This window comes from Silvania sp. (assembly GCF_051656365.1).
Classification (GTDB): domain Bacteria; phylum Pseudomonadota; class Gammaproteobacteria; order Enterobacterales; family Enterobacteriaceae; genus Enterobacter; species Enterobacter hatchlandensis.
This window is the reverse complement of record NZ_JBOGBT010000074.1, coordinates 1-24,088: the sequence shown is the minus strand read 5'-3', so window position 1 is coordinate 24,088 and position 24,088 is coordinate 1. Positions and strand designations below refer to the sequence as shown.

The 24,088-nt window shown below is 57.2% G+C and carries 29 protein-coding genes and 2 tRNA genes; 10 read left to right on the top strand and 21 right to left on the bottom strand.

All coding sequences use genetic code 11. The annotated features are described in order from the left end of the window. Window positions 1-3: 3 nt before the first annotated feature. Window positions 4-306, top strand: coding sequence for a helix-turn-helix domain-containing protein (locus tag ACRDD5_RS14105; protein ID WP_438677095.1), 303 nt, complete (start codon window positions 4-6; stop codon window positions 304-306). Window positions 307-358: 52 nt separating this feature from the next. On the opposite strand, the gene ACRDD5_RS14100 is transcribed toward ACRDD5_RS14105, so the two are convergent. Together ACRDD5_RS14100 and mtfA are read right to left on the bottom strand one after the other, a co-directional pair. After that, a tRNA-Asn gene (locus ACRDD5_RS14100) sits at window positions 359-434 on the bottom strand. A 100-nt stretch (window positions 435-534) separates the two neighbouring features. Then, entirely contained in the window at window positions 535-1,332 is a 798-nt protein-coding gene (gene mtfA, locus ACRDD5_RS14095; RefSeq protein ID WP_271282258.1) for a DgsA anti-repressor MtfA, read from the bottom strand. Between the two features lie 93 nt (window positions 1,333-1,425). On the opposite strand from mtfA, the gene ACRDD5_RS14090 reads away from it, so the two are divergent. After that, window positions 1,426-1,515, top strand: a tRNA-Ser gene (locus ACRDD5_RS14090). Between the two features lie 168 nt (window positions 1,516-1,683). Here ACRDD5_RS14090 and dcuR read toward each other — a convergent pair. Next, the gene (gene dcuR / locus ACRDD5_RS14085) at window positions 1,684-2,400 is read right to left on the bottom strand and encodes a two-component system response regulator DcuR (protein WP_438677094.1); all 717 of its coding nucleotides are present in this window, start codon (window positions 2,398-2,400) and stop codon (window positions 1,684-1,686) included. After that, complete coding sequence (locus ACRDD5_RS14080) at window positions 2,397-4,004, bottom strand: sensor histidine kinase (protein ID WP_438677093.1); 1,608 nt, start codon at window positions 4,002-4,004, stop codon at window positions 2,397-2,399. Before ACRDD5_RS14080 ends, dcuR begins: the two co-directional genes overlap by 4 nt. 289 nt (window positions 4,005-4,293) lie before the next feature. On the opposite strand from ACRDD5_RS14080, the gene drpB reads away from it, so the two are divergent. Genes drpB through ACRDD5_RS14060 form a run of 4 tightly spaced genes read left to right on the top strand, consistent with a single transcriptional unit; the run spans window position 4,294 to window position 7,258 of the window. Next, window positions 4,294-4,566 carry a cell division protein DrpB gene (gene drpB, locus ACRDD5_RS14075; protein WP_438677092.1) on the top strand — a complete coding sequence of 91 codons (273 nt, stop codon included), beginning with the start codon at window positions 4,294-4,296 and terminating at the stop codon, window positions 4,564-4,566. 41 nt (window positions 4,567-4,607) lie between these two features. After that, complete coding sequence (locus ACRDD5_RS14070) at window positions 4,608-5,303, top strand: phosphohydrolase (RefSeq protein ID WP_438677091.1); 696 nt, start codon at window positions 4,608-4,610, stop codon at window positions 5,301-5,303. A 49-nt stretch (window positions 5,304-5,352) separates the two neighbouring features. Next, window positions 5,353-6,786: a DNA cytosine methyltransferase gene (locus ACRDD5_RS14065; protein ID WP_438677090.1), complete on the top strand. Its 1,434-nt coding sequence runs from the start codon at window positions 5,353-5,355 to the stop codon at window positions 6,784-6,786. Further along, the gene (locus ACRDD5_RS14060; RefSeq protein WP_438677089.1) at window positions 6,767-7,258 is read left to right on the top strand and encodes a very short patch repair endonuclease; all 492 of its coding nucleotides are present in this window, start codon (window positions 6,767-6,769) and stop codon (window positions 7,256-7,258) included. The genes ACRDD5_RS14065 and ACRDD5_RS14060 overlap by 20 nt, the downstream gene beginning before the upstream one ends. On the opposite strand, the gene yedA is transcribed toward ACRDD5_RS14060, so the two are convergent. Further along, entirely contained in the window at window positions 7,230-8,144 is a 915-nt protein-coding gene (gene yedA / locus ACRDD5_RS14055) for a drug/metabolite exporter YedA (protein WP_271282265.1), read from the bottom strand. The genes ACRDD5_RS14060 and yedA overlap by 29 nt on opposite strands. 179 nt (window positions 8,145-8,323) lie before the next feature. Between yedA and ACRDD5_RS14050 the strand changes: the two genes are divergently transcribed. The 3 genes from ACRDD5_RS14050 to dgcQ all read left to right on the top strand — a co-directional run bounded on the left by ACRDD5_RS14050 (window position 8,324) and on the right by dgcQ (window position 11,295). Next, entirely contained in the window at window positions 8,324-9,235 is a 912-nt protein-coding gene (locus ACRDD5_RS14050) for a DUF808 domain-containing protein (RefSeq protein WP_438677088.1), read from the top strand. A 78-nt stretch (window positions 9,236-9,313) separates the two neighbouring features. Beyond that, window positions 9,314-9,496 carry a YodC family protein gene (locus ACRDD5_RS14045; protein ID WP_438677087.1) on the top strand — a complete coding sequence of 61 codons (183 nt, stop codon included), beginning with the start codon at window positions 9,314-9,316 and terminating at the stop codon, window positions 9,494-9,496. 110 nt (window positions 9,497-9,606) lie between these two features. After that, entirely contained in the window at window positions 9,607-11,295 is a 1,689-nt protein-coding gene (dgcQ, locus tag ACRDD5_RS14040; RefSeq protein WP_438677086.1) for a cellulose biosynthesis regulator diguanylate cyclase DgcQ, read from the top strand. Here the strand turns inward: dgcQ and ACRDD5_RS14035 are convergent. Both ACRDD5_RS14035 and yodD read right to left on the bottom strand, forming a co-directional pair. Beyond that, on the bottom strand, window positions 11,277-12,089 hold the full coding sequence (locus tag ACRDD5_RS14035; RefSeq protein WP_438677085.1) for a mannosyl-3-phosphoglycerate phosphatase-related protein: 813 nt from the start codon (window positions 12,087-12,089) through the stop codon (window positions 11,277-11,279). The genes dgcQ and ACRDD5_RS14035 overlap by 19 nt on opposite strands. A gap of 298 nt (window positions 12,090-12,387) precedes the next feature. Next, window positions 12,388-12,615, bottom strand: a complete 228-nt coding sequence (gene yodD, locus ACRDD5_RS14030; protein ID WP_271282270.1) for a YodD family peroxide/acid resistance protein — start codon at window positions 12,613-12,615, stop codon at window positions 12,388-12,390. Window positions 12,616-12,744: 129 nt separating this feature from the next. Here yodD and dsrB point away from each other — a divergent pair, with 129 nt between their 5' ends. Continuing rightward, window positions 12,745-12,933 (top strand): protein DsrB, encoded by a 189-nt coding sequence (gene dsrB / locus ACRDD5_RS14025; protein ID WP_271282271.1) that lies wholly within the window; start codon window positions 12,745-12,747, stop codon window positions 12,931-12,933. Between the two features lie 93 nt (window positions 12,934-13,026). On the opposite strand, the gene rcsA is transcribed toward dsrB, so the two are convergent. The 14 genes from rcsA to fliF all read right to left on the bottom strand — a co-directional run. Continuing rightward, window positions 13,027-13,647, bottom strand: coding sequence for a transcriptional regulator RcsA (gene rcsA, locus ACRDD5_RS14020; RefSeq protein WP_271282272.1), 621 nt, complete (start codon window positions 13,645-13,647; stop codon window positions 13,027-13,029). A gap of 294 nt (window positions 13,648-13,941) precedes the next feature. Continuing rightward, window positions 13,942-14,727 carry a flagellar biosynthetic protein FliR gene (gene fliR / locus ACRDD5_RS14015; RefSeq protein ID WP_271282273.1) on the bottom strand — a complete coding sequence of 262 codons (786 nt, stop codon included), beginning with the start codon at window positions 14,725-14,727 and terminating at the stop codon, window positions 13,942-13,944. A gap of 7 nt (window positions 14,728-14,734) precedes the next feature. Continuing rightward, entirely contained in the window at window positions 14,735-15,004 is a 270-nt protein-coding gene (gene fliQ / locus ACRDD5_RS14010) for a flagellar biosynthesis protein FliQ (protein ID WP_271282274.1), read from the bottom strand. Between the two features lie 10 nt (window positions 15,005-15,014). After that, on the bottom strand, window positions 15,015-15,752 hold the full coding sequence (gene fliP, locus ACRDD5_RS14005) for a flagellar type III secretion system pore protein FliP (protein WP_271282275.1): 738 nt from the start codon (window positions 15,750-15,752) through the stop codon (window positions 15,015-15,017). Then, the gene (fliO, locus tag ACRDD5_RS14000) at window positions 15,752-16,126 is read right to left on the bottom strand and encodes a flagellar biosynthetic protein FliO (protein ID WP_271282276.1); all 375 of its coding nucleotides are present in this window, start codon (window positions 16,124-16,126) and stop codon (window positions 15,752-15,754) included. Before fliO ends, fliP begins: the two co-directional genes overlap by 1 nt. Before the next feature lie 2 nt (window positions 16,127-16,128). Next, entirely contained in the window at window positions 16,129-16,542 is a 414-nt protein-coding gene (gene fliN, locus ACRDD5_RS13995) for a flagellar motor switch protein FliN (protein WP_032612268.1), read from the bottom strand. Then, window positions 16,539-17,543 carry a flagellar motor switch protein FliM gene (gene fliM / locus ACRDD5_RS13990; protein WP_271282277.1) on the bottom strand — a complete coding sequence of 335 codons (1,005 nt, stop codon included), beginning with the start codon at window positions 17,541-17,543 and terminating at the stop codon, window positions 16,539-16,541. The genes fliN and fliM overlap by 4 nt, the downstream gene beginning before the upstream one ends. A gap of 4 nt (window positions 17,544-17,547) precedes the next feature. Further along, the gene (gene fliL, locus ACRDD5_RS13985; protein WP_271282278.1) at window positions 17,548-18,015 is read right to left on the bottom strand and encodes a flagellar basal body-associated protein FliL; all 468 of its coding nucleotides are present in this window, start codon (window positions 18,013-18,015) and stop codon (window positions 17,548-17,550) included. Between the two features lie 105 nt (window positions 18,016-18,120). Continuing rightward, window positions 18,121-19,308 carry a flagellar hook length control protein FliK gene (gene fliK / locus ACRDD5_RS13980; RefSeq protein ID WP_438677084.1) on the bottom strand — a complete coding sequence of 396 codons (1,188 nt, stop codon included), beginning with the start codon at window positions 19,306-19,308 and terminating at the stop codon, window positions 18,121-18,123. Then, the gene (fliJ, locus tag ACRDD5_RS13975; RefSeq protein ID WP_271282280.1) at window positions 19,305-19,748 is read right to left on the bottom strand and encodes a flagellar export protein FliJ; all 444 of its coding nucleotides are present in this window, start codon (window positions 19,746-19,748) and stop codon (window positions 19,305-19,307) included. Before fliJ ends, fliK begins: the two co-directional genes overlap by 4 nt. A 21-nt stretch (window positions 19,749-19,769) precedes the next feature. Then, the gene (gene fliI, locus ACRDD5_RS13970; protein ID WP_271282281.1) at window positions 19,770-21,140 is read right to left on the bottom strand and encodes a flagellar protein export ATPase FliI; all 1,371 of its coding nucleotides are present in this window, start codon (window positions 21,138-21,140) and stop codon (window positions 19,770-19,772) included. Beyond that, window positions 21,140-21,847, bottom strand: coding sequence for a flagellar assembly protein FliH (gene fliH, locus ACRDD5_RS13965; protein WP_438677083.1), 708 nt, complete (start codon window positions 21,845-21,847; stop codon window positions 21,140-21,142). Before fliH ends, fliI begins: the two co-directional genes overlap by 1 nt. Then, on the bottom strand, window positions 21,840-22,835 hold the full coding sequence (gene fliG, locus ACRDD5_RS13960; RefSeq protein WP_271282283.1) for a flagellar motor switch protein FliG: 996 nt from the start codon (window positions 22,833-22,835) through the stop codon (window positions 21,840-21,842). Before fliG ends, fliH begins: the two co-directional genes overlap by 8 nt. Beyond that, a partial coding sequence (gene fliF / locus ACRDD5_RS13955; RefSeq protein WP_438677082.1) for a flagellar basal-body MS-ring/collar protein FliF occupies window positions 22,828-24,088 on the bottom strand: 1,261 nt, incomplete at its 5' end. The genes fliF and fliG, both read right to left, overlap by 8 nt.

Here is a 24,088-nt window from a genome sequence, read left to right as displayed (position 1 = left end):
GTGATGGGCAGAACGCTGCAACAGCTTATTGCGGATGAAAAAACTGACGTTATGACAGACGCTCAGGCAATGGCGACGGATATCCTGCTCAACATTCACCTCGCGGAGCTACGAGAGAAGGTCCAGAAAACGCAGGTTGAAATGGCGCAGGCTCTGGGTATCAGACAGCCTACTGTTGCTGGAATGGAGAAACCAGGTCGTGACCTGAAGCTTTCCACACTTAAACGGTACGTTGAGGCAGCAGGCGGTACACTGCGTCTTGATGTTGAACTGCCGGACGGTTCGCACTATGCATTTGTACTGTAAAATGTAAAAGCAAAAAGCCCGCTTAAGTTTCCTTAAGCGGGCTTCTCTAATTTGGCTCCTCTGACTGGACTCGAACCAGTGACATACGGATTAACAGTCCGCCGTTCTACCGACTGAACTACAGAGGAATCGTTTGAACGAGGCGCATATTAATGGCCTCGCTATTTTGTGTCAACCCTAATTTCAAGATGCTGATTCAGTTGGCTAATTAAGGCGCAAAATGCGGATTTAGTGTACTTGAGTGGCGGGATCCTCGCCATCTTCGCTATTGTCACGTAAACGCTGCATCGGGTCCTGCTGGTAAAAATAGCAAAAACGTTGCCACAGTGCCGGGAAGCGCGGGGCGAAAAGCTCCGGTGCGCTAAAGAAATATTCCGACAGCACGGCAAAGCACTCGGCGGGATCGGTGGCGGCGTAAGCATCGATGCTGGCCGCGCTTTCCCCTACCAGATCAATTTCATCCTGAATATTGTTCATGGCCGCATGCAGATCGTGCTCCCAGCCTGCCACTTCACGTAGCGGGATAAACGGCACGCCGCTGGCGCGGTCACCGTTGCGGGTATCCAGCTTGTGCGCCACTTCATGCACGATCAGGTTAAAACCCGAGGCGTCGAACGAGTCCTGAATATCCAGCCAGTTGAGGATAATAGGCCCTTGCTGCCAGCTTTGGCCGGACTGCACCACCCGCTGATTGTGAACCAGTCCGATGTCGTCTTCCCATTCGTCATCCACCACGAACGGTGCCGGATAGATCAACACTTCATGGAAACCGTCCAGCCACTCGATACCGAGTTCCAGCACCGGCAGGCAAAAGAGCAGGGCGATACGCGTGCTTCGGCGATCGTCGAGTTCAAAGCCCTGTAGCGGAACCAGCCGTTTTTGCTGTAAGAAACGCTGGGCCAGATGGACCAGGCGAAGCTTGTCCTCATCCGACAGTGTAGAGAGCACGGGGATTGCCAGAGCCTCATCCCACGGCAGCGCCGTACTTCGGGCGGATTCATTCGATTTCCAGGGCCATTTAATCATCGCTTTGCTCGCAAACTCGTCACATGAACAAAATTGAAAGGTTTTGGTCTGTTAAAATGCCAAATTACCTGGCATGATGGCAACCATCAAAACGGAGAGATGCCGGAGCGGCTGAACGGACTAGTCTCGAAAACTAGAGTAGGGGCAACTCTACCGGGGGTTCAAATCCCCCTCTCTCCGCCACTTTTCCTCGTCAGTCATACTTCCCGAACGCATTATGCTTAGCCCTCCCGGGCGTGGTGTACCTTATCATTCTGATTATGAGAAGGCACAGCGCTTTACCGCTTGGTAACAATATATGTGAACTGAATCAGGGTGTTTGCCTGTATGGGTTGCATTGTATTCATTACATCAATGGCAATACTGTCTGAGTAAGGCTATTTGTGCGGGCTGCAGGCGATAGCGATACACCGGGCGTCCGGTTGCACCATAGTGAATGCTGGTAAACAGAATATTGACCTGCGCCAGCCAAATCAGATATTTGCGGCATGAGACCCGGGAAATATTGACTGCGTTCGCCAGATCGTCAGTGGAGAACTCGATCTCCTGATGCGCATCAATCCACAGGCAAAGGGTGCGCAGCGTCTGCGTCGTCAGCCCCTTTGGCAGGCGACGACTGTCCGCCAGTCCCGGCGCGCCGCCTCGCAGCAGCCGGTCAACGTCGGCCTGTTCATAATACTGATGCGAATCCATCAGGTTTTTCTTCTCGCGCCAGCCAATCAGGGCCTCTTCAAAGCGCGGAAACGGGAACGGCTTGATCAGATAATCCACCACCCCGTAGTGCATGGCCGTCTGAATGGTTGCCGCATCGGATGCCGACGAGATCATTATCACATCTATCTTACGCCCTGAGGCGCGCACTATTGGCAGCAGGCTAAGGCCGTTGTCATGCATATAGACGTCGAGCAGGATCAGATCCAGCGACCGGGCAGGATCGTTAACCACCGCTCCGGCTTCAGCAAGCGTGGTCGCCACCCCACAACAGCGAAAACCCTCCACCCGGTTCACGTACTGGCGGTTGAGGTCGGCCACCATGGCATCATCATCGACAATCAAAACATCTATCACGCGATTTTCCTTTCACATTCCCACGGGATCTGTACAAAAAACTGAGTAAACACGCCCGGCTCAGATTCGACGGCAATCTCGCCGCCGAGACTTTCGGTTTGCTGACGGGCGAGGAACAGGCCGACTCCGCGGTTTTCTCCTTTGGTGGAGAAGCCTTTATTAAAAATAGCACTCAGGTCTTGCGGGTCGATACCGGGCCCGTCATCGCTCACCTCGACGCTGAGCCAGCCATTCTGGTAGTGCAGCAGCAGGTTGATTTCCCCTTCGGGCTGCGCGGCCATCGCATCCAGCGCATTTTCAATCAGATTGCCCAGAATAGTGATAAGCCCTGTGACCTGCTTTTCATCGGGATTATCCGGCACGTCACTCTCGGCGGCCAGCGTCAGGCTATACCCTAACTCTCTGGCGCGGTTGATTTTACCGAGCAGGAACCCGGCGACCACCGGTGACTTGACGGTACGCTGGATGGCACCAATATCGTTCTGCCAGCTGTTGGCGGTGAGCAGGACGTACCGCTCCAGCTGGTCATAGTGCTTCATGTTCAGCAGGCCAAGGATCACATGCAGCTTATTCATAAACTCATGGGAATGGGTTCGTAGTGCATCAAGGTAATTCGCCATCCCGTCCATGCGCTGCATCAGCTGGCTGATTTCCGTTTTATCGCGAAAGGTGGTGATGGCACCCATCAGCTGATTGTCGCTCCACACTGGCAGGGTGTTACAGAGCAAGAGTCGGCCGTGGCAGTTGAGCTTTTGATCCTGACGCGGCTGGCCGGAGCGCAATACCTCACGCAGATTTGCCAGCAGGGGCGCATCATGCAGCGCGTCGCCGCTGATATTCAGGATCTGGCGGGCCGCATGGTTCACCATCGTCACATGCCCCTGCCGATCGACCGCGATGACGCCTTCCCGCAGGGAGTGCAGCATCGCCTGGCGCTGCTCCAGCAGGGCTGAAATTTGATAGGGTTCAAGGCCAAACAGCACGCGCTTTAACATCCGCACCAGCCCCCACGCGCCCAGCGCGCCGAGCAGCGCGCTGAACAGCACCAGCCAGATAGCATCCCAGCGGTTGCGGGCGATCTGCTGCTCGACCTTCTGCAGGGAGATCCCGACGGCAACCACCCCAATCTGCTGACGCTGGGCGTTATATACTGGCGTGAAAACGCGCAGCGCCTCGTCGAGCACGCCATGGTTGATGGCAACATTTTCTTTATCCTTCAGCGCAGGCCGCAGATCGTCGCCAATAAAGGCTTTGCCGAGCAGGGTGCTGTCAGGATGGGAATAGCGGATGCCGTGCATATCAGTGACCACGGCAAACAGCAGGTTGTTACGCTGCATAACCGCGAGGGCGACAGGCTGAATAATGTTGCTTTGCGGGGGGAGGGATAAGCCGTGGATCACCGCCGGGCTGTCGGCCAGCGTTCTGGCGACGGCCAGGGCGGTATCCCGCACCCCATCGCGCGTCGCTTTGGTTATTTGCGCAAAGTAGAGCGCAAAAATCACCAGTAATATGCAGCCAGTCACGCTGTAGACCATCAGGGTGACGAGGGTGTTCAGTTTCATTGGGCGCTTGTTCGGGGTCGTCACGGGGGGCAAATCGCGCATTGAAACTCCAGGCAGGACAGAAAGAGGCATTATCGCTGATGACGCCGGTTTGTTAAAGCTGTGTAAATGTTGGCAGAGGAGACGATCGGAGTCAGCCCCATTTCGTACGGCATCCCGGTTTGATAAATATCTGTCACGAAACAATTATCGCAATCACTCAAAATTTGCCGGAGATCAACTTAACGCAAACTGACGGGTAAGAATCGTCCCGAGGGGATGCGTTTAGTTCAAAAATGTGATTTATTTCACGGTTTAAAATGGCGATGTGGTAATTACAAGGACGAAAATAATGGAAAACAAGCACAATCGCAGCCTCGGGGGAAAACTGGCACTGTGGGTGTTTTACGCATTTTGCGGCTATTTTATCTGGGCGATGGGTCACTATTTCTGGGTGATCAGCAAAGTAAACGTCGTATCAGATTCCCTCATTGACGGCGAGATTGGATCGACATCCGGGAAATGGCTGGGTGCATTGCTCGGTTTTCTGCTGTTGGGGGCGGTGGGGTTGATCCTCGGAGCGATTGCCTGGTATACCCGGCCCCGCGATGTGGCAGATAATTAAATAATTGCTATTGTACGGCTTTTCATTGTGTGGAAAGTGCTATGGACCTCGAACAGTGGCAGCAACGTTTTGAAACCTGGCTGGCGGCGCATCATCCTGCTGATGATGCGGCCCATGACATATCGCATTTTCGCCGCGTCTGGCAGACGTCACAGCGGCTAATGGTCAATCAGCCGGTCGACGGGCTGACTATCCTGGCGGCCTGCTATTTTCACGATATTGTCAGCCTGCCCAAAAATCATCCCCAACGCGGCCGCTCCTCGCAGCTGGCGGCCGAAAAGACGCGCGCTATTCTCAGCGAACATTTCCCGGACTTCCCAGCCCATCATTATGCTGCGATCCAGCATGCTATCGAAGCACACAGCTTCAGCGCCGGGATTGCCCCCCAAACTCTGGAAGCGAAAATTGTGCAGGATGCCGACAGGCTGGAAGCGCTCGGGGCGATCGGCCTGGCGCGTGTGTTTGCTGTGTCCGGCGCGCTGGGGGTGGCGTTGTTTGATGCGGACGATCCTTTTGCCGACCGACGCGCGCTGGATGACCGGGCGTTTGCCCTCGATCATTTCCAGACCAAATTGTTACGCCTGCCCGGGACTATGCAAACCGCCGCTGGAAAGGCGCTTGCGCAGCATAATGCCGATTTCCTGATCCAGTTTATGGCCAAGCTCAGCGCCGAACTGGGCGGCGATTGCCAGGGTATCGACAGCGCGGTGTTACGGCGTTTCGGCTGCAGTCGATAGTGCCTTTCTGTGTTACTCTGTTTTGAGTCCCTTTTGGCCGGTTAAACCTATGCAGGAAAATGTATCAGTGACGGAGTCCACGCTTGCGCTGGCAGAGAAATCAACGGCGTCGGTTCAGGCGTTGTTGTGTCAACTGCTGGAAATTTACGATGCCAGATCATTAGCAAATCAACTCAATGCGCAGGGCGAAAGCCACTGGAGCCCGGCGATTATTAAGCGGCTGGTGACCAGCGATCGTGCAGGCCAGCGCCTTAGCGAGGGTGAGTTTAGCTTGTTGCAAAACCTGCTGCCCCGTCCTCCGGCCCATCACCCGCAGTATGCTTTTCGGTTTGTCGATCTGTTCGCCGGGATTGGCGGGATTCGCCACGGCTTTGAGGCGATTGGCGGCCAGTGCGTGTTCACCAGCGAATGGAACAAACACGCGGTGCGCACCTATAAGGCCAACTGGTACTGCGATCCGCAGGCGCATCAGTTTAATGAGGACATTCGTGAGGTGACGCTCAGTCACCAGATCGGCGTGACCGATGCCGAGGCGGCGACGCATATCCGCAACGCCATTCCGGCGCACGATGTGTTGCTGGCGGGCTTCCCATGTCAGCCTTTTTCACTGGCGGGGGTGTCGAAAAAGAACGCCCTCGGCCGCGCCCACGGCTTTGCCTGCGACACCCAGGGAACGCTGTTCTTCGACGTGGCGCGTATTATAGATGCCCGCCGTCCGGCGATTTTTGTGCTGGAAAACGTCAAAAACCTGAAGAGCCATGACGGCGGAAAAACCTTCCGCATCATTATGCAGACGCTGGACGACCTGGGGTACGACGTGTCCGATGCCGGAGAGAGCGGGCCCGACGATCCGAAGATCGTCGATGGCAAGCATTTCCTGCCCCAGCATCGGGAGCGCATCATCCTGGTGGGCTTCCGTCGCGATCTCAACCTGAGCAAAAACTTCACCCTGCGCGATCTTCCGGCGCTTTGGCCAGCCCGCCGACCGACCATTGCCGATCTGCTGGAGCCGGCAGTGGACGCCAAGTTTATTCTCACCCCGGTGCTGTGGAAGTACCTGTACCGCTATGCGAAAAAGCATCAGGCGAAAGGTAACGGCTTTGGCTTTGGGATGGTGGATCCCACCAATCCTAACAGCGTCGCCCGTACCCTGTCGGCGCGTTACTACAAAGATGGCGCCGAGATCCTGGTCGACCGCGGCTGGGATAAAGCGCTCGGCGAGCGTGATTTCGACGATCCCCACAACCAGCGCCATCGTCCGCGTCGCCTGACCCCTCGGGAGTGCGCACGCCTGATGGGCTTTGAAACGCCGCAGGGCTATCAGTTCCGCATTCCGGTGTCGGACACCCAGGCCTATCGCCAGTTTGGTAACTCCGTGGTGGTTCCGGCCTTTGCTGCGGTGGCCCGACTGCTGGAGTCGCGTATTCTGCAGGCCGTGCAGCAGCGCCAGGGCGAGGCCGTCAATGACGGATGTCCACAGTAAGGCCACACGCAGCAAGAACATGCGCGCCATCGGCACGCGTGATACCGCCATTGAGAAACGGCTGGCGGCGCTGTTAACCCAGCTCGGCGTTGAGTATCGGGTGCAGGACGCCAGCCTGCCCGGACGTCCTGACTTCGTCATCGAGAGCGAACACGGCGTGATCTTCACTCACGGCTGCTTCTGGCATCGCCACGACTGTTACCTTTTTAAGGTCCCGGCGACCCGCACCGATTTCTGGCTGGAAAAGATTGGCAAAAACGTGATTCGAGACCGACGCGATATCGGGTTGCTGCATCAGCAGGGCTGGCGGGTGCTGGTGGTGTGGGAGTGCGCCCTGCGCGGTAGACTAAAACTGGATGACACGGCGCTCACCGAGCGGCTGGAAGAGTGGATCTGCAGCGGTGGTGCCACCGCGCAGATCGACACTCAGGGCATTCACCCGCTCAGGGTTTCTCCGCCTGGCACGGCGTAACCACCGGTTTAGCCGGAAGCAGATACTTGCCTAACGTCACCAGCACCACCGCCATAATAATAATTCCCAGCGCCATCCACTCCACGGATGAGAGCGATTCCCCGCCAAGTCCGGTACCGAGCAGCACCGCGACCACCGGGTTCACATAGGCATAGCTGGTGGCAACCGCCGGAGAGACGTTGCGGATCAGGAACATATAGGCGTTGATCGCAATGACCGAGCCGAATATCGCCAGATAGCCCACCGCCAGGAAGCCCGATAAATCAGGCATTGCCGTCATTTTTTCCCCCGTCAGCAGGGAGGCGGCCAGCAATACGATCCCGGCGGTCACCATCTCAATGGCCCCGGCCATCATCCCGGTGGGCAACTCAATACGTGACCCATACACCGAGCCGAATGCCCAGCTCATGGAGCCAATCAGGATCATCAGAGCGCCCCACGGATTGCCGCTCAGGTTGCCGCCACTGTTGAGCAGAATAATGCCCGCCATCCCGATGGCGATCCCGAGCCACTCCAGCTTGCGCGTCTTGATGCCAAACAGGCGGCTGAAGCACAGCGTAAAAAGCGGCACCGTGGCGACGACCACCGCGGCAATGCCGGATGGCACATCCTGATGTTCGGCGACGGTGACAAAGCCGTTACCGACAGCCAGCAGCAGAACGCCAATCAGAGCGGCGTTAAGCAGGGGTCGCAGCGGCGGCAGCTTATGCCCGCGTAGCATCAGGAACGCCAGCAGCAGCGCGCCCGCCGAGAGGAAACGCACCCCGGCCATCATCAGCGGCGGCCAGCTCTGCACGCCGATACGGATCACAAAGTAGGTAGAGCCCCAGATGATATACAGCGCAAACAGCGCGCCCATTAATGGTAATAAGTGCCTGAAACGCATACTCCCTCACGGCGAATTAAAAAGGTCGCATATAGTTAACGTGAAAACTATCACGCTGGCGAGTCCTTTAATTGTGTCGTTGATGTGAATTAATTGTTGACTTAAGTCGGGTGGTTTCAGGCTCCCGGCTTTTACTCCATACTGTTCAGGTCACTAACAAAAAAAGAAGGAACGTAATTTTGGCGGGAAGTAGCTTACTCACATTGCTGGATGATATCGCCACGCTGCTGGACGATATTTCGATCATGGGAAAACTGGCGGCCAAGAAGACCGCCGGGGTGCTGGGGGATGACCTGTCCCTCAATGCTCAACAGGTTTCGGGCGTGCGCGCCAACCGGGAGTTGCCCGTAGTCTGGGCGGTGGCAAAAGGCTCGTTTATCAATAAAGTGATCCTCGTGCCGCTGGCGCTGCTGATCAGCGCCTTTATCCCGTGGGCCATTACGCCGCTACTGATGATTGGCGGCGCGTTTCTCTGTTTTGAAGGGGTGGAGAAAGTGCTGCACACCTTCGAATCGCGTAAAGAAAAAGAGAGCCCGGCCGCGCGTCAGCAGCGTCTGGAAGCGCTGGCTTCACAAGATCCGGTAAGCTTTGAACGCGATAAAATTAAGGGCGCTATTCGCACCGATTTTATCCTCTCGGCGGAAATTGTCGCCATTACGCTGGGGATTGTGGCGGATGCGCCGCTGCTGAACCAGGTGCTGGTGCTCTCCGGGATCGCGCTGGTGGTGACCGTGGGTGTTTACGGCCTGGTGGGGATCATCGTCAAGCTCGATGACGTCGGCTTCTGGCTAAACGAAAAAACCAGCGTGCTGGCGAAGATGATCGGTAAAGCGCTGCTGGTGGTGGCCCCCTGGCTGATGAAATCCCTGTCAGTGATTGGGACGGTAGCGATGTTCCTCGTCGGCGGGGGAATTATCGTTCACGGCATTTCGGCGCTGCACCATGCGATTGAGCACATGGCCGCGGGGCAGGGCGCGTTTGTCGGCGCAATTCTGCCGACGCTGCTGCATCTGGTGATCGGTTTTATCGTCGGGGCTATTGTCGTTGCGGGGGTAAAACTCGTGGCGAAAATGCGTGGTCGATCACATTAAAAAACGGCGCTGATACCAGGCATAACCGCCGATCCTCGTCTAAATTGATACAGTTTCGCACTGATAAAGGAGGCGGTTATGGTCTTTCTGGTCAGCGATGAAGTTAAGCCTAAAAACGGCGGTCCGCGCATGGTTGTCACTGGCTATGCCAGTGGCATGGTGGAGTGTCGTTGGTACGATGGTTACGGCATCAAGCGCGAAGCGTTTCATGAAGATGAGCTTCAGCATGGTGACAGTTCCCGACGACACGATCAGGCTTAAGTCACGCTACGCCCGGCATTGCCGGGCGTTTTTGTGCGCTATACTCGCAGCAGAGTGTAATATTCCGTTAATGGGGCGCGGATGGCGCAGATGGCTTTCATGGAGAGTTTGTGCAGCACGACAACGTTGTGAGAAAAGAATCTTTTCTGGCGCGTCACCGAATTCAGCCGGGCCGGATTGTTAATATTTGCTTCATCTCTGTCCTCATTTTCTCAACGCTGCTGACCTGGCGTGAGGTGGTGGTGCTGGAAGATGCCTACTCAGCCAGCCAGCGCAATCACCTGGAGAACGTCGTCAATTCGCTGGATCGCCAGCTGGAGTTCAGCGTCGAAAAACTGCTGTTTTTTCGCAACGGTATGTATGATGCGCTGCAGGCGCCGCTGGCCTCTACCGTCCTGCGCGACACCGTGTCCCGCTTCAACAGCTTACGAAATCAACCCTTCTGGCAACTCACCTTCGATGAGCGGCGTACCCTGCCGGTCAACGGCGTCTCCGATGCTTTTGTGGAACAAACGACGGCTCTGGACCGCGACGACAAGCAGATCGTTAACGAGCTGAGCGCGGCCTTCGAAGTAGGCTATCTGCTGCGGATCTCGTCCCCGGAGCGGCTGGTAAAGAAGGTGACGTATGTATCGCGCGCCGGTTTTTACGTTTCAACCGATCCCGCCGACTGGCGAGATGACATCACCACCCGTTATTACCAGCGGGTGACCAGCCCGTGGTACACCGGCCAGTCGGAGCGTGAGAACCCGTCCCGCAGCGTGCGCTGGTTTACACAACCGGCGCTGGCCGGAGCTGAAAACGAGCAGATTGTCACCGTCAGCGTGCCGGTCGATTTTAAGCGCTACTGGTACGGGGTGCTGGCGATCGATTTTTCCGTCTCGACCCTCAAACATCTGTTACAGGATGCCGTGAACGGGCGCGGGGAAGGGGAGTATCAGCTGTACGACAAGCGCTTTAATCTGCTCGCCACCTCCGCGAGTGATGCCAGCAAGGTCCACCGCTTCGACGAACGCGAAATCGCACAAATTGCCCATGCGCGTGAAGACGATACCCAGGGCGGTCTGCGGCTGGGCAGCCGCTACGTTAACTGGCAACATCTTGATCACTTTGATGGCATGTTGCTGCGCATCCACACCCTGAGCGAAGGGGCGCACGGTGATTTTGGCAGCATCAGTATTGCGCTGGCCTTGCTGTGGCTGCTGTTTACCAGCATGCTGGTGGGCTCGTGGCTGGTGATCCACCGCACGGTCGGCAATATGTCTACGCTCCAGCATTCGCTGCAGTGGCAGGCGTGGCATGACCCCCTTACGCGCATGAATAACCGCGGGGCGCTGTTTGAGCGCGCCCTGGCGCTGGCGGCAACGTGCCAGCAGTTGAAGCAACCCTATTCGGTGATGCAGCTGGATCTGGACCATTTCAAAAATGTGAATGACCAGTTCGGCCACCAGGCGGGGGATAAAGTGCTGGTCCACGCAGGTGGGTTAATAACCAGCACTATACGCGATGGGGATGTCGCCGGGCGCGTGGGCGGCGAAGAGTTCTGCATTGTGCTCCCGGACACCTCTCTGGAAGAGGCGGCGCAGATTGCCGAGCGCATCCGGGCGCGCATCAACCGCCGTGAGATCCTGGTGAAAAAGAGCCGGACAACGCGCATCAGCGTGTCGATTGGCGTCAGCAGCGCGCAGGAAAGCGGGAATTACGATTTTGAACAACTGCAGTCCATCGCTGATGCCCGTCTTTACCAGGCGAAGCAGCGTGGACGCAATCAGGTGGTCAGTCAGGACCCGATAAAGTGATCCAGTCCTTCACGCCAGCCTGCCGGACCGGGCTGTTGGGTATGGTAGACCCGTTCCGGGGTATCATTTTTAAGCTGGATGCCATGGCGGTTGATACCCTTGACCACCACCGCGAAGTCCACGCTATCCAGCAGCGGGGCGTCGTTTGGCCCGTCCCCCAGCCCCAGCGTGGTGGGAAGGTTGCCTTCACGCTGAAGGTACTGGGCATTGAGCCAGTTAATCGCCTGATCCTTACCGCCGCGCGCGTCGAGGATGTGCCAGAAGCGGGCACCCTGCACAAACTTCAGGCCCAGCTCCACCAGCGCCGCCTCAAATGCCGCCATTTTTTCGTCGCTGTCACGCCAGATGAGCGTCGCCGAGGCTTCGTGCAGCCGCGCCAGCGCCGCTCTCTCATTGCTCAGCCCGGTCCACTCGCCAATCACCCGCACGTCCACGTCATCAAAGGTGGTGAACTTATACCCGTCGCGGCTGCGTAGCTGATTGATGATATTCACAATCTCAGCGTGCGGAATGCCGTTCATTAACCGGGGCGCGTCGGGGTGATCGTTCCAGCGGACGTCAAGCTGGATCACGGCACCGTTTTCCGCAATAAAGGGCAGCCCATCCAGCCCAAGGTCACTCTGAATCTCCAGCATCTCGGCTGCGGTCTTGCTGCTGCATAAAATGACCGGGATTTGATTATCCTTCAGCGTCTCCAGCCAGCCGAGAGCCGGTTGCCAGCTGTAGGTGTGAATATCCAGCAGGGTGCCGTCCAGATCGCTGTAAACCAGCAGAGGATCCTGAAGTGAAGGCATGGTGTCTCCCGTAAATATGTAGGCTGTCTTAAGAATAGTCTTAAACAAAAAGGGGTTAAAATATACGCAAATTGGGACCGTTACCGCTCAGGCCCCAGGCCTGCCGCATGTCGGCAACCATAACTCAAATCTCATTTCTGAGTTTTTGCTATTCATATTGTTAATATATCCTTGTCTTACAAAATTTTTGGGGATAAGGTTTGTCCGACATCAGATTTCCTGATGTAACGAATTTACAAGTGCTTCTTGCATAAGCAAGTTTCATCCCGGTCACCCCATGACCGGGATTTTTTTCGCCTCAGCGATTCACTTCTGACACGCTAAAATCGTGTATATCGAGTTCAAAGGCCTCTGCCAGCTCACGCCAGGTGTGGTAGTCCCGGTCGTTCACCCGCACGTGGTTAGGGTCATCCTCGATGCGGCGTACTTCGCTTTCGCTGATCTCATTGATTGCCGCGAGCAGGGCATCAACGTCCACATTCACCTCACGTTTTGCCGTTTCGCTGTACTCTTTTGCGGTCTTCATCACTCATTCCTCTCATCACCGAATTCAGCTATAAGTATAGACCGCTGATAAAATCGTCAGTCGCGCGGGGAAGGCGCTGCCAGTTTTCGCGTTTTGTTCTACACTGGCTCAAAACCAGAGGAGGATTGTATGAAGGTCAACGATCGGGTTACCGTTAAAACAGACGGCGGACCACGCCGTTCGGGTGTAGTGCTGGCCATTGAGCAGTTTAATGAAGGGGTAATGTATCTGGTATCGCTGGAAGATTACCCGCTCGGTATCTGGTTCTTTAACGAGGTTGGCCATCCTGACGGTATTTTTGTCGAAAGCGTGGAGTAGTCTTAGTCGTGTCGGGTGGCCTGGGGCGTGCCCGACGCGTTAATAAAAATCTCTGGCATAGCCAGAGATTGGGAAACAACTGAAGTGCGCGGATTAGCGCAGATTGACAAAAATACCGTTGGTCACATTGTCCGTCAGGCGCACGACGTGGTAGATCACTTGCTTATTGTGCGTTTTAATTTTCCTTTTAATATTTCCCTTATGTGACGAAACGGTCTTCGCCTTGATATTCATCTGATCGGAAATCTGGATCGTGCCCTGTCCCGCCATCCACATGCGCAGCATACTCGATTCGGTGCGGCTCAGTGATAATGTCGGAAATTTCTCACCGTGACTGTTTATTTCTTTACTTAAATAATCGCCCAACAAGTCATCCAGCGACTCGGGCTTAATGGACTTCGAACTAATAAGAAGATTCTGACGCACCCGCAAATATTCATCAAAATGCAGATTGGCAATAGCCATGAATACAATAAACAAGGTTGCGGGATGCTGATTAATGATCTGCTTTATTTGCTGACTGTTGGCGGGGTCGTGAATAAAACAGTCCTCATTAATAAACACCACACCAGGCGTAAACTGGTCGCAGGCGGCGGCGAGTTCGTCAACGGTATGTACATCGTTGATGTCTCGTTTTTTTACCCCCCTGCTGTTCAGATACCCGGTTAACCCCAACCGGGTGTAACTGCATAAATCCATAATGATCGTTGACATGGCATACCCTCACTCAATGCATAACGATAATTCACCCACTGCCCGATAATTCTTAAACAACCAAACGGGATAAAATAATAAAATTACCTGCGCGCATTACAAGGACTTTCAGGCGAACTCACTATCCCGTAAAGTTACGTATAATTTGCCAGGAATCATCTCAAAGTAAAGTAAATGTTGAGTATTGTGAGGCGCATTGAAACAATTAACCCGCGCCAGATATATCCTGCCGGATGATTCCTGGAATCTCTTTTAGGAATATCCTCATAAAGACAGGATAAAAAGCAGGGGTTATTATTTTGCTGGCAGTTCGTGAATAATATCTGCCAGTAAATTAAATAATTCACTGAATAAACGCTCACAGAATGGGGCAATGAGCGGCATTAGCAGGGAAATAAGCAGCAGGCCGACGGTCAGGGTGATGGGGAAGCCAATCACGAAAACGGAGAGCTGTGGCGCCATGCGGTTCAGTAAGCCCAGCGCCAGGTTGATGGTCAGCAGCAGGGTAATCACCGGCAGCGCCAGCATCAGGCCATTGAGGAAGATCAGCCCCGCCGCGCGGGTCAGAGACATAAACGCGTTGCTGTTGACCGGGTCGCCGCCAATCGGCAGGGTATGAAAGGTATCCACCAGCATCGACAGCAGCCACAGATGCCCGTCAAACGCTAGGAACAACAGCAGGGCCAGCATATCGATGATGCGCGCCAGCACCGGCATGTTGAGATGGCTGGCAGGATCAAAGAAGGTGGCGAACGACAGGCCCATCTGCAAACCGATCAGCTCCCCAGCGGTACGGATAGCCGCAAAGGCGAACTGCATAGTAAAGCCAAGCGCCACGCCAATCAGGATCTGCTGCAGCCCCAGCCACAGAGCGGCAGGGGAAAATATCGGCACGTTTACCGTTGGCAGCGTCGGGGCGATGATAATGGTGATGACGATCCCGAGGGCGATTTTTATCCGCTTCGGTACTGTGCGCTCGCTGAAGATAGGCGCAGTTGAGATCAACGCCAGCACGCGCAGCAAAGGCCAGAAATAGAGGCTTAGCCACTGCATCCATTGGTCGCTGGTAAAGTGCAGCATCCGTCAGTTAGCCAATGATATAAGGCAGATTGGTGAACAGATTACGCATGTAATCCAGCAGCAGGTTCAGCATCCACGGCCCGGCGATAATGATCGCCACAAACACGGCGATAATTTTCGGAATGAACGAGAGGGTCATTTCGTTAATCTGCGTGGCGGCCTGCAGAATACTGATAATCAGGCCGGTGACCAGCGCCACCAGCAGCAGGGGAGCGGCAACGGCAATCGCAACTTTCATTGCTTCCGTGCCCATCATCATTACCGATTCAGGGGTCATCGTGCGCGCCTCAACTGTAGAAACTTTGCGCCAGCGAACCGACCAGCAGCTGCCAGCCATCCACCAGGACAAACAGCATCAGCTTGAAGGGCAGGGCAATGGTTGCCGGAGGCACCATCATCATCCCCAGCGCCATCAGCACGCTGGCGATCACCAGGTCGATAATCAAAAACGGAATAAAAATGGTAAAGCCAATCTGGAAAGCGGTTTTCAGCTCGCTGGTGACGTAAGCCGGCAGCAGAATACGCATCGGCACCGCTTCCGGTCCCTGCATCGGCCCCGCATTGGCGAGGCGGGCAAACAGAGCCAGATCCGCTTCACGGGTCTGACGCAGCATAAATTCGCGCAGCGGCTGCGCCCCTTTCTCCAGCGCTTCCTGCATCGAGATCTTCTCTTCGCTGAACGGCTGGTAGGCATCGACATAAATTTTGTCGATCACCGGAGACATGATGAAGAAGGTTAAAAACAGGGCCAGACCCAGCAGCACCTGGTTAGGCGGCGCGGATGGGGTGCCCAGCGCGTTACGCAGCAAACCAAACACAATAATGATGCGGGTGAAGCTGGTCATCATCAGCAGGATGGCCGGAATAAAGGTCAGCGAGGTGATGAACACCAGCGTCTGGATCGGCAGAGACCAGCTTTGACCGCCACCGGCCATCGGCGTGGAAATCAAACCAGGCAGTTGGGCAGACACGGCAGGAGCAAACAGGGCAAGACCTGCAAGCGTAAGGGACAACACAGGGCGCATCACGATCTCCCGGAACGCTTAAGCAAACTCTTCATCACCGACTGAAAATCCGGTGCAACATCGGTGCGGGCCTCGTCAACGACGGGCGCAGGGGGCAAGGTATGCAGCAGATTAATCTGTGATGCCGTCACACCCAGCACCAGCCGGGCGTCGTCCACTTCCACAATCACCACCCGCTCACGCGGTCCCAGCGAGGTGCTGGCGCACAGCTTCAGTCCGCGTGCCCCGGCGGTTTTTCCCGCCAGACCGACGCGTTTTGCCAGCCAGGCGGCAATCAAAATAAAGGCAATAATCCCCAGCAGCGCACCGCTGACCTGCAGCAACGGTGAACCGGGTACCGCAGAGGGTTGAGAAACGGTGGCCTGGGTTGTCATGCTTAACGGCTCAGACGACGCATACGTTCGGATGGGGTGATGATGTCGGTGATACGCACGCCGTACTTATCGGCAACCACGACCACTTCACCCTGGGCAATGAGGTAGCCGTTGATCAGGATGTCCAACGGCTCACCCGCAAGGCCATCCAGCGCCACGACTGAACCCTGCGTCAGGCGCAGCAGCTCTTTGATGGTCATCCGGGTACGACCCAGCTCCACGGTCAGCTTGACCGGGATATCCATAATCAGATCGATATCCTGCAGCGTGCCGCTGACATCGCCGCCGCCCAGCTGCTGGAACACCGCATCGGCCACGCTTTTGCTGGCCGGTGCTTTTTGTTCGTTTAATGCCTCAGCCCACAGATCGTCCAGTGCTCCGTTGTTGTCATCGGACGGATTGTTCATATCACTCATTTGGGCTGTTCCTCATTCAGAGAATTCAAAATCGGGTTAATCAAGTGCTCAACGCGTAGCGCGTACTGACCGTTCACGGTGCCGTACTGGCTGGTCAGGACGGGCACGCCATCCACATGGGCAATGATGCGATCGGGCTTATCGATCGGCAGCACATCGCCGGGTTTTAATTTTAAGATCTGCGAGAGGCGCAGCGGCACGTCGGCAAAATTCGCCACCAGCTCCAGCTGCGAGTGCTGCACCTGACGGACCAGATTCTCACGCCAGTTCTGGTCTTCATGACGGGAGTTTTCCAGCGGCGGGTTCACCAGCACTTCGCGCAGCGGTTCGATCATGCTGAACGGCAGACAGATGTTGAACTCACCGGTCAGGTTGCCGATCTCCACGTGGAACGGGGTGTTAACCACGATGTCGTTTGGCGAGGTGGTGATGTTGGTGAACTTCACCTGCATCTCAGAACGCACATACTCCACTTCCAGCGGGTTGATGGCTTTCCACGCGTCGCTGTAGGACTCCAGCGCCAGCTTCAGCATCCGGTTGATGACGCGCTGTTCGGTATGGGTGAACTCGCGGCCTTCCACTTTCGTCGGGAAACGCCCGTCGCCGCCGAACAGGTTATCCACTGCGATAAACACCAGGCTCGGCGAAAACACGAACAGGCCGGTACCGCGCAGCGGTTTCAGGTGGATCAGGTTCAGGTTGGTTGGCACCGGCAGGTTGCGGGCAAACTCATGATACGGCTGAATGCGGATCGCGCCGACGGTGATATCCGGGCTACGACGCAGCAGGTTAAACAGCCCCATACGGAACTGACGGGCAAAACGTTCGTTGATGATCTCCAGCGCCTGCAGACGCTCGCGCACCACGCGACGCTGGGTATTGGGATCGTAGGGGCGAATATTACTTTCGCCCGCCGCACCCGGTTTTGGATCGTCGGTTTTATCGCTGTCGCCGTTGAGCAGCGCATCGATTTCCGCCTGTGAAAGAATACTGTCGCCCATGTCGTTACCGCAAAATAAAGGCTGTATACAGAACGTCAGTGACTTCCTGCTTAGGTTGACCACTCACCAGAGGGGCGGCCAGCGTTTGCTTAATGGCGTCTACCAGCTTCTGCTTACCTTCATCGGTCGAGAGCTGGGAAGCATCCTGGCGTGCGAACAGCAGCAGCAGACGGCTGCGCACTTCCGGCAGATACTCGCTCAGACGCGCACGGGTCGCGTCGTCTTTCAGACGCAGCGTAATCCCCACGTACAGCACGCGCTCCGCGTCACCCAGGTTAACGGTAAACGTATCCAGCGCAAAAAAGACCGGCGCGGCAGGCGGTGGTGGCTCGACTTTGGCTTCGGCTGCAGGCGCCTTGTTCATACGCCAGTAGCTGTAGCCCGCGGTGGCGCAGGCGGCGAGCGTAATTAACACCAGCAGCGGGATCCAGATGGAACGCTTACTTTTTTTGGTGATAGCGGAGTCAGTCATCTGATGCGTGCTTCCTGTTTCGGGACTGCTAATAAGATGATTATCCCGTGTCCTGTCACCGTCAAAGGGTGGAAAAGACGGGGATAATCACGCTACCTCTGGCGTTTACGCGAAGATATCCACGGCACCGTTTCCACGCGCCACGGACTGTAGGGAGGCCGGGGTGGCCAGCAGTTCATCGTTCTCTTCGTCAAATCCGCCCTGATTGCCGGAGCGGGACGCCTGTTGCTGGGACGCGGCATGCTGCTGGCCGCTGAAGTTTTCGCTGCTGATGTTGCTTTGCGTCAGTTGGATACCGTTATCCGCCAGCTGGGTACGCAGCATCGGCAGCGCCGCTTCCAGCGCGGCGCGCACGTGGCTATGACCTGACACCATCTGCAGCTGCGCCTGATTATCATCCAGTTTAAGCGAAATCTGGATCTGACCGAGATCTTCCGGGTGCAGACGCAGCTCGGCGCTCTGTTGGCCCTGACGGGTAAACAAGGTGATGTGCTGGCTGACAGTCTGCTGCCACTCACCGCTGCCCAGCGGTGCGCTCACCACGGGGACTGTGGCAGGCGTTGGCGCGGCAGACGAGTGGCTGCTGAGGATCGGGGCCATCGTGGCGGTTGGGCCGCTCGGTGATGGCGTGCTCTCGGCGTCCAGTTTGCTGACGGTGGCCGCCATCGTTGGTGTCAACTGCGTGTTTGAGGCTAACGCAGCATCTTTGTCCTGAGCGACCGTTTTCGCGCTGCGCAGCGCATCGGTATCCAGCACCGGCTGGCGGCTATTACCCGCAGGCGTGGTCTGGACCGCAAGCGTATCGGCGTTAACGGGTTTCGGCGCGGCAGCGGTTGCCATCTGCTGGTGCGGTAGCATCGCCATTAAAGCGCTTAATCCGGCCAGCTCTTCGTCGCTGAGATCGGTTTTGCTGTCGGCATCTTTCGCGGCCTGGGCCAGCGTTTTCAGCACGTCGCCTTTGGCAGACGTCAGCAGACCGCTGGTCAGCCCCGGCAGGGTTACCTGCGGTGCGCTGTCGTCGGCGACCACAATCTCGTGGCGCGCCAGCAGTTCTGTCAGTTTGCCGGTCTCCTGGCCTTCGGCGTCCGCGGTCAGGCCCGCTTTCGGCAGCTTACCACCGGCGGCATGCAAATCGTTGAGCGTCAGTCCCGCTTCTTTACCCAGGGCAGGTGCCTCGGTTAATGCGCCCGTCAGCAGGGCGAGAAAATCCTGCGCGCCATCGGCGGCTTTCCCGCTGCGGGTGCTGCCTGCCAGCTCGCTGTCGCTCGAAAGCAGTTGTTGCACTGTGATCATTCCGGTTTCCTCATTGATGCGCGCTGGGCGAACTCATCCATTTTTTTCTGATCGAGACGGTTTTCTGCCAGGGCGGCGGCGGTCAGCTGGCGATCCTGTAACGTCTGCCAGGCCTGTAAACGCTGCTTCTTCTCACGCCAGAAATTGAGCGCCCTGTCGACTTTGTTATTCCACTGGTCCAGCTGCTGGCGATGCTGGTCGATAGCCTTTTCCAGGGTCTGAATAAACTGCTGATAGTTGATCCAGCGTTGGCTGCCGATGCCCTGCGTCATGTCGTTGTTGAGGTTGGCGCGATACTCGTGCTGATAGTCGATCAGCATCTTCAGTTGCTCTTCGGCCTGCTGATGCCCGCGGCGCATGGCGCCAAGCTGCTGGGCGGCAGTGTCGACTTCTTTCTCGGCCAGATCTTTCAGCGTGGCTAATGCGCCGTGTTGCGCCATAACGTTCGCCCTCTACCCTGATTACGCCTGCGGGAAAATGTATTCCAGCATCTGGATTGAACTTTCCCAGTCGGCTTTTTCAAAAATACCCTGTTGCAGATAGGCTTCCAGCTGCGGCCACAGCGCGATGGCTTTGTCGAGCATCGGGTCGCTGCCTTTGGCATAGGCGCCGACGCTGACCAGATCGCGGTTGCGCTGGAAGCTGGAGAGCAGTTGTTTGAAGTTACGCACCCGGGCGTAGTGCTTCTCGGTGATCAGCGATGTCATGGCACGGCTGATCGACGCTTCAATATCAATCGCCGGATAGTGCCCGGCCTCGGCCAGACGACGCGACAGCACGATGTGGCCGTCGAGGATCGCACGCGCCGAGTCGGCAATCGGATCCTGCTGATCGTCGCCCTCGGTCAGTACCGTGTAAAAGGCGGTAATCGAGCCCCCGCCGCTGATGCCGTTGCCCGCGCGTTCAACCAGCGCCGGGAGTTTGGCAAATACCGACGGCGGATAGCCTTTGGTGGCCGGCGGCTCGCCGATTGCCAGCGCGATTTCACGCTGCGCCATCGCATAGCGGGTGAGGGAGTCCATGATCAGCAGCACATGCTGACCCCGGTCACGAAAATCTTCCGCGATGCGCGTGGCATACGCGGCACCCTGCATACGCAGCAGGGGAGAGACATCCGCCGGGGCGGCAATCACCACCGAACGGGCGCGCCCCTCGGTGCCGAGAATGTTCTCGATAAAATCTTTAACTTCGCGGCCACGTTCGCCAATCAGCCCTACCACAATGACGTCGGCCTGGGTGTAGCGGGCCATCATCCCCAGCAGCACCGATTTGCCGACGCCGGAACCGGCAAATAGCCCCATACGCTGGCCGCGACCGACGGTCAGGAGGGCGTTGATCGGGCGCACGCCGGTATCCAGCACGTGTTCAATCGCGGTACGTTGCAGGGGGTTAAACGGCTGCGTTACCAGCGCGCCGGTTTCGGTGGTATCCGGAGAGGGCAGGCCATCCAGCGGTTTTCCGCCGCCGTCCAGTACCCGTCCCAGCAGCGCCGGGCCGAGCGGCAGCTGTTTGCCGCTGTGCAGTCCGTCGCTGGATAAATTTTTGGCATACACACGGGCACCTGGCAGCACGCCTTCGACCTCTTCCAGCGGCATCAGGAACAGTCGCTGGCCGTTAAAGCCGACCACTTCGCTCTCGACTTCGCGGATCTCGTTCCCGTCCTGGCGTTCGATAATGCAGGTCGCACCCAGCGGCAGTTGCAGGCCGGTAGCTTCCAGCACCAGCCCGGTGGCGCGGGTCAGACGACCGTAGCGACGCACGGACGGCAGCTGGGCCATCTTCGTTTCAAAGTTGTCGAGGGTGTTCAGCCAGCGGGTAAGACGCGCGGTCATCAGATGACTCCCGGTGCTGCCAGGCGGCACAGTTCCTGCCAGCGCGTCGCCACGCTGGCATCCAGATCCCCTTCATCGGCAGAGACTTTGCAGCCGCCGTGATGCAGGGTCGGATCGCCGCGCAGACGCCAGCCGTGCAGGCTGAGGGTCGCGCCGAGCATCTCTTCCACCCGCTGCAGATCGTCCGGATGGACACGCAGCTGTGGCTTGCCGCTGAACAGCGGCTCCTGCTGCAGCAGGCCCTGAATCTGTTTAATCAATGACGAGTTATCGACAGGCGGCGTGTGGCCGATCACCTGGCGGGCGGCTTCCAGCGCCATCTGCATCAGACGCGAGGCGATCACGCTGTCCAGCGCATCAAGCGTATTCTGGAACTCGCTGACCAGCTGCTGCATCCGGGCGTGGATCGGCGCCTGCTGGGAACGGGCCTGCGCCAGTCCCTGCTCAAGCCCCTGGGCCAGCCCTTCCTGATACCCTTGTTCCTGGCCTTTTTGACGGCCTTCGTTCATCCCGGCCGAGTAACCCTGCTCGTGCGCCTGGAGCTGGATCTGTGCCAGCTGCTGGGCGCGCTGCTCCTCTTCACTCAGCTCAGGCTCGCCTTCTTCATCTCCGTCCAGCGTCGGTTCGACGGTCGCGGGGACAAACTCGGCGAGGGGAGGGGCGAGATCCTGTGGCGTCCAGATCTTCCACGGCAGTTCATCAGACATAGGTATCCTCGCCGCTGCCGACTACCATCTCGCCGGTTTCGGCCAGACGACGCACAATAAGCAGGATTGCTTTCTGTTCGTTTTCCACCTGAGACAGACGGACCGGGCCACGGTTGGCCAGATCGTCGCGCAGGATATCTGCCGCACGCTGGGACATGTTGCGCAGGAACTTCTCGCGCAGCGGCTGTTCGGCACCTTTGAGGGCGATAAGCAGCGATTCGGAGTCCACTTCCTGCAGCAGGCGCTGGACGCTGCGGTCGTCCACGTCGACCAGGTTTTCGAACAGGAACATCTCGTCGATAATTTTCTGTGCCAGTTCGCCGTCGAACTCGCGAACAGCAGTAATAACCGCCTCTTCCTGCTGCGTTTTCATCAGGTTGATAATTTCGGCCGCCGTTCTCACGCCGCCCATTTTGCTGCGCTTGAGATTCTGGCCGTCGAGCAGGCCGTTCAGCACTTCGGTCAGCTCTGCCAGCGCGGCTGGCTGGACGCCGCCGAAGGTGGCGATACGCAGCATCACGTCGTGACGCAGACGCTCGTCGAACAGCGCCAGAATATCCGCCGCCTGGCCGCGCTTGAGGTGGACCAGGATGGTGGCGATGATCTGTGGGTGCTCGTCGCGAATAAGATCGGCAGCGCTCTGCGGCTCCATAAAGTTGAGCGTTTCGATGCCGCTGGCGGTGTCGCGGGTTTCGAGAATATCTTCCAGCAGGCTGGCCGCGCGCTCTTCGCCAAGTGCCTTGACCAGCACCGAGCGCAGGTATTCGTTGGCGTTGACGTTGAGCGCGGTGAACTGTTCCGCTTCCTGCTCAAACTCTGCCAGCACGTCGGTGAGCTGCTTATTGGAGATCTGCCGCACGTTGGCCATCGCCGCGCTGAGCAACTGCACTTCGCGCTGGGAGAGGTGTTTGAACACCTCCGCCGCGCGATCCTCGCCAATGGTCATCAGCAGAATAGCGCTTTTATCTGTTCCGGTAAGGTTACTCATTTTCGGTGCTCATCCACTGGCGAATGACCAGCGCCACGACGCGCGGATCGTTATCTGACATTTCACGAATACGCTGGCTCATCACTTCAGCGCCCAGACGCTGATTTACCCGGCGCTGCTGTACCTGTTCGTCTTTGCTGAGGCGGACTTCCACCGCTTCGTGGGTTTCCTGACGCAGCATGGTTTGCTCTTTCAGGGCCTTGGCTTCTTCTGCGCGGCGAACCAGCTGCGGACGGATCGCTTTACGCCACAGCAGCCAGGCGACAATCACCACCAGCAGCCAGCGACCGGCTTCGATCAGCTGATCGATAAATGCCTGCTGTTGCCAGAACGGCAGCTCACCGCTGGCATCGTCAACCGCGCTGAACGGCGAGTTCACCACGTTGAGTGTGTCACCGCGTTTTTCCGTGAAGCCCATCGCTTCGCGGGTCAGGTCTTCAATCTGCTTCATCTGCTCGGCGGTCAGCGGCAACGGCTTACCGTCCGGCAGGGTTTTGTAGTTGACCACCACCGCCACCGAGAGACGTTCGATGTCGCCGACGTTCATTTTGGTGTGACGGATAGTGCGGTCGACTTCGTAGTTGGTGGTTTCGTTGCGGCTGCTGGTACGCGGCCCGCTATTGGCCGCCGTGGTGGAGGTTTGCTGCTGTTGCTGAGCGTTCGCCTGCTGGCCGTTCTGTGGGTTTTGCGGCGGTGTGGTAATCGGGCCGGCGTTGGCTGGGGCAGGCTGATTAGAGAGCGCACCCGGCACGCCGCCAGGGTTATTGCCGCCATTCTGCTCGTTTTCATTCAGCTGACGCGAACGCATCACTGCCCGGGAAGGATCGCCATTCGGGCTGTACTGCTCTTCGGTCTGCTCTTTATTGGCAAAATCAATCTGCGCAGTGACCTGGGCGTGGACGTTGCTGTTGCCGACAATCGGGCCAAGAATGGCTTCGATGCGGCGCTGAACGCGGCCTTCCACGTCGGTGGCGTATTTCAGCTGGGCGTCATTCAGATCGCGTCCGGCGGTATTGGACTGGGTCAGCAGATGCCCACCCTGATCCACCAGCGTCACGTTACCCGGCGGCAGACCCGCCACGGCGCTGGAGACCAGATGCACGACGGCGCTGATTTGACCTTCATCGAGCGCGCGGCCCGGCTGCAGATTGACGGTAACGGAAGCGGAAGGGGCTTTTTGTTCGCGGACGAACAGCGACGGTTTTGGCATCGCCAGGTGAACGCGGGCGCTTTTCAGCGGCCCCAGCGTTTCG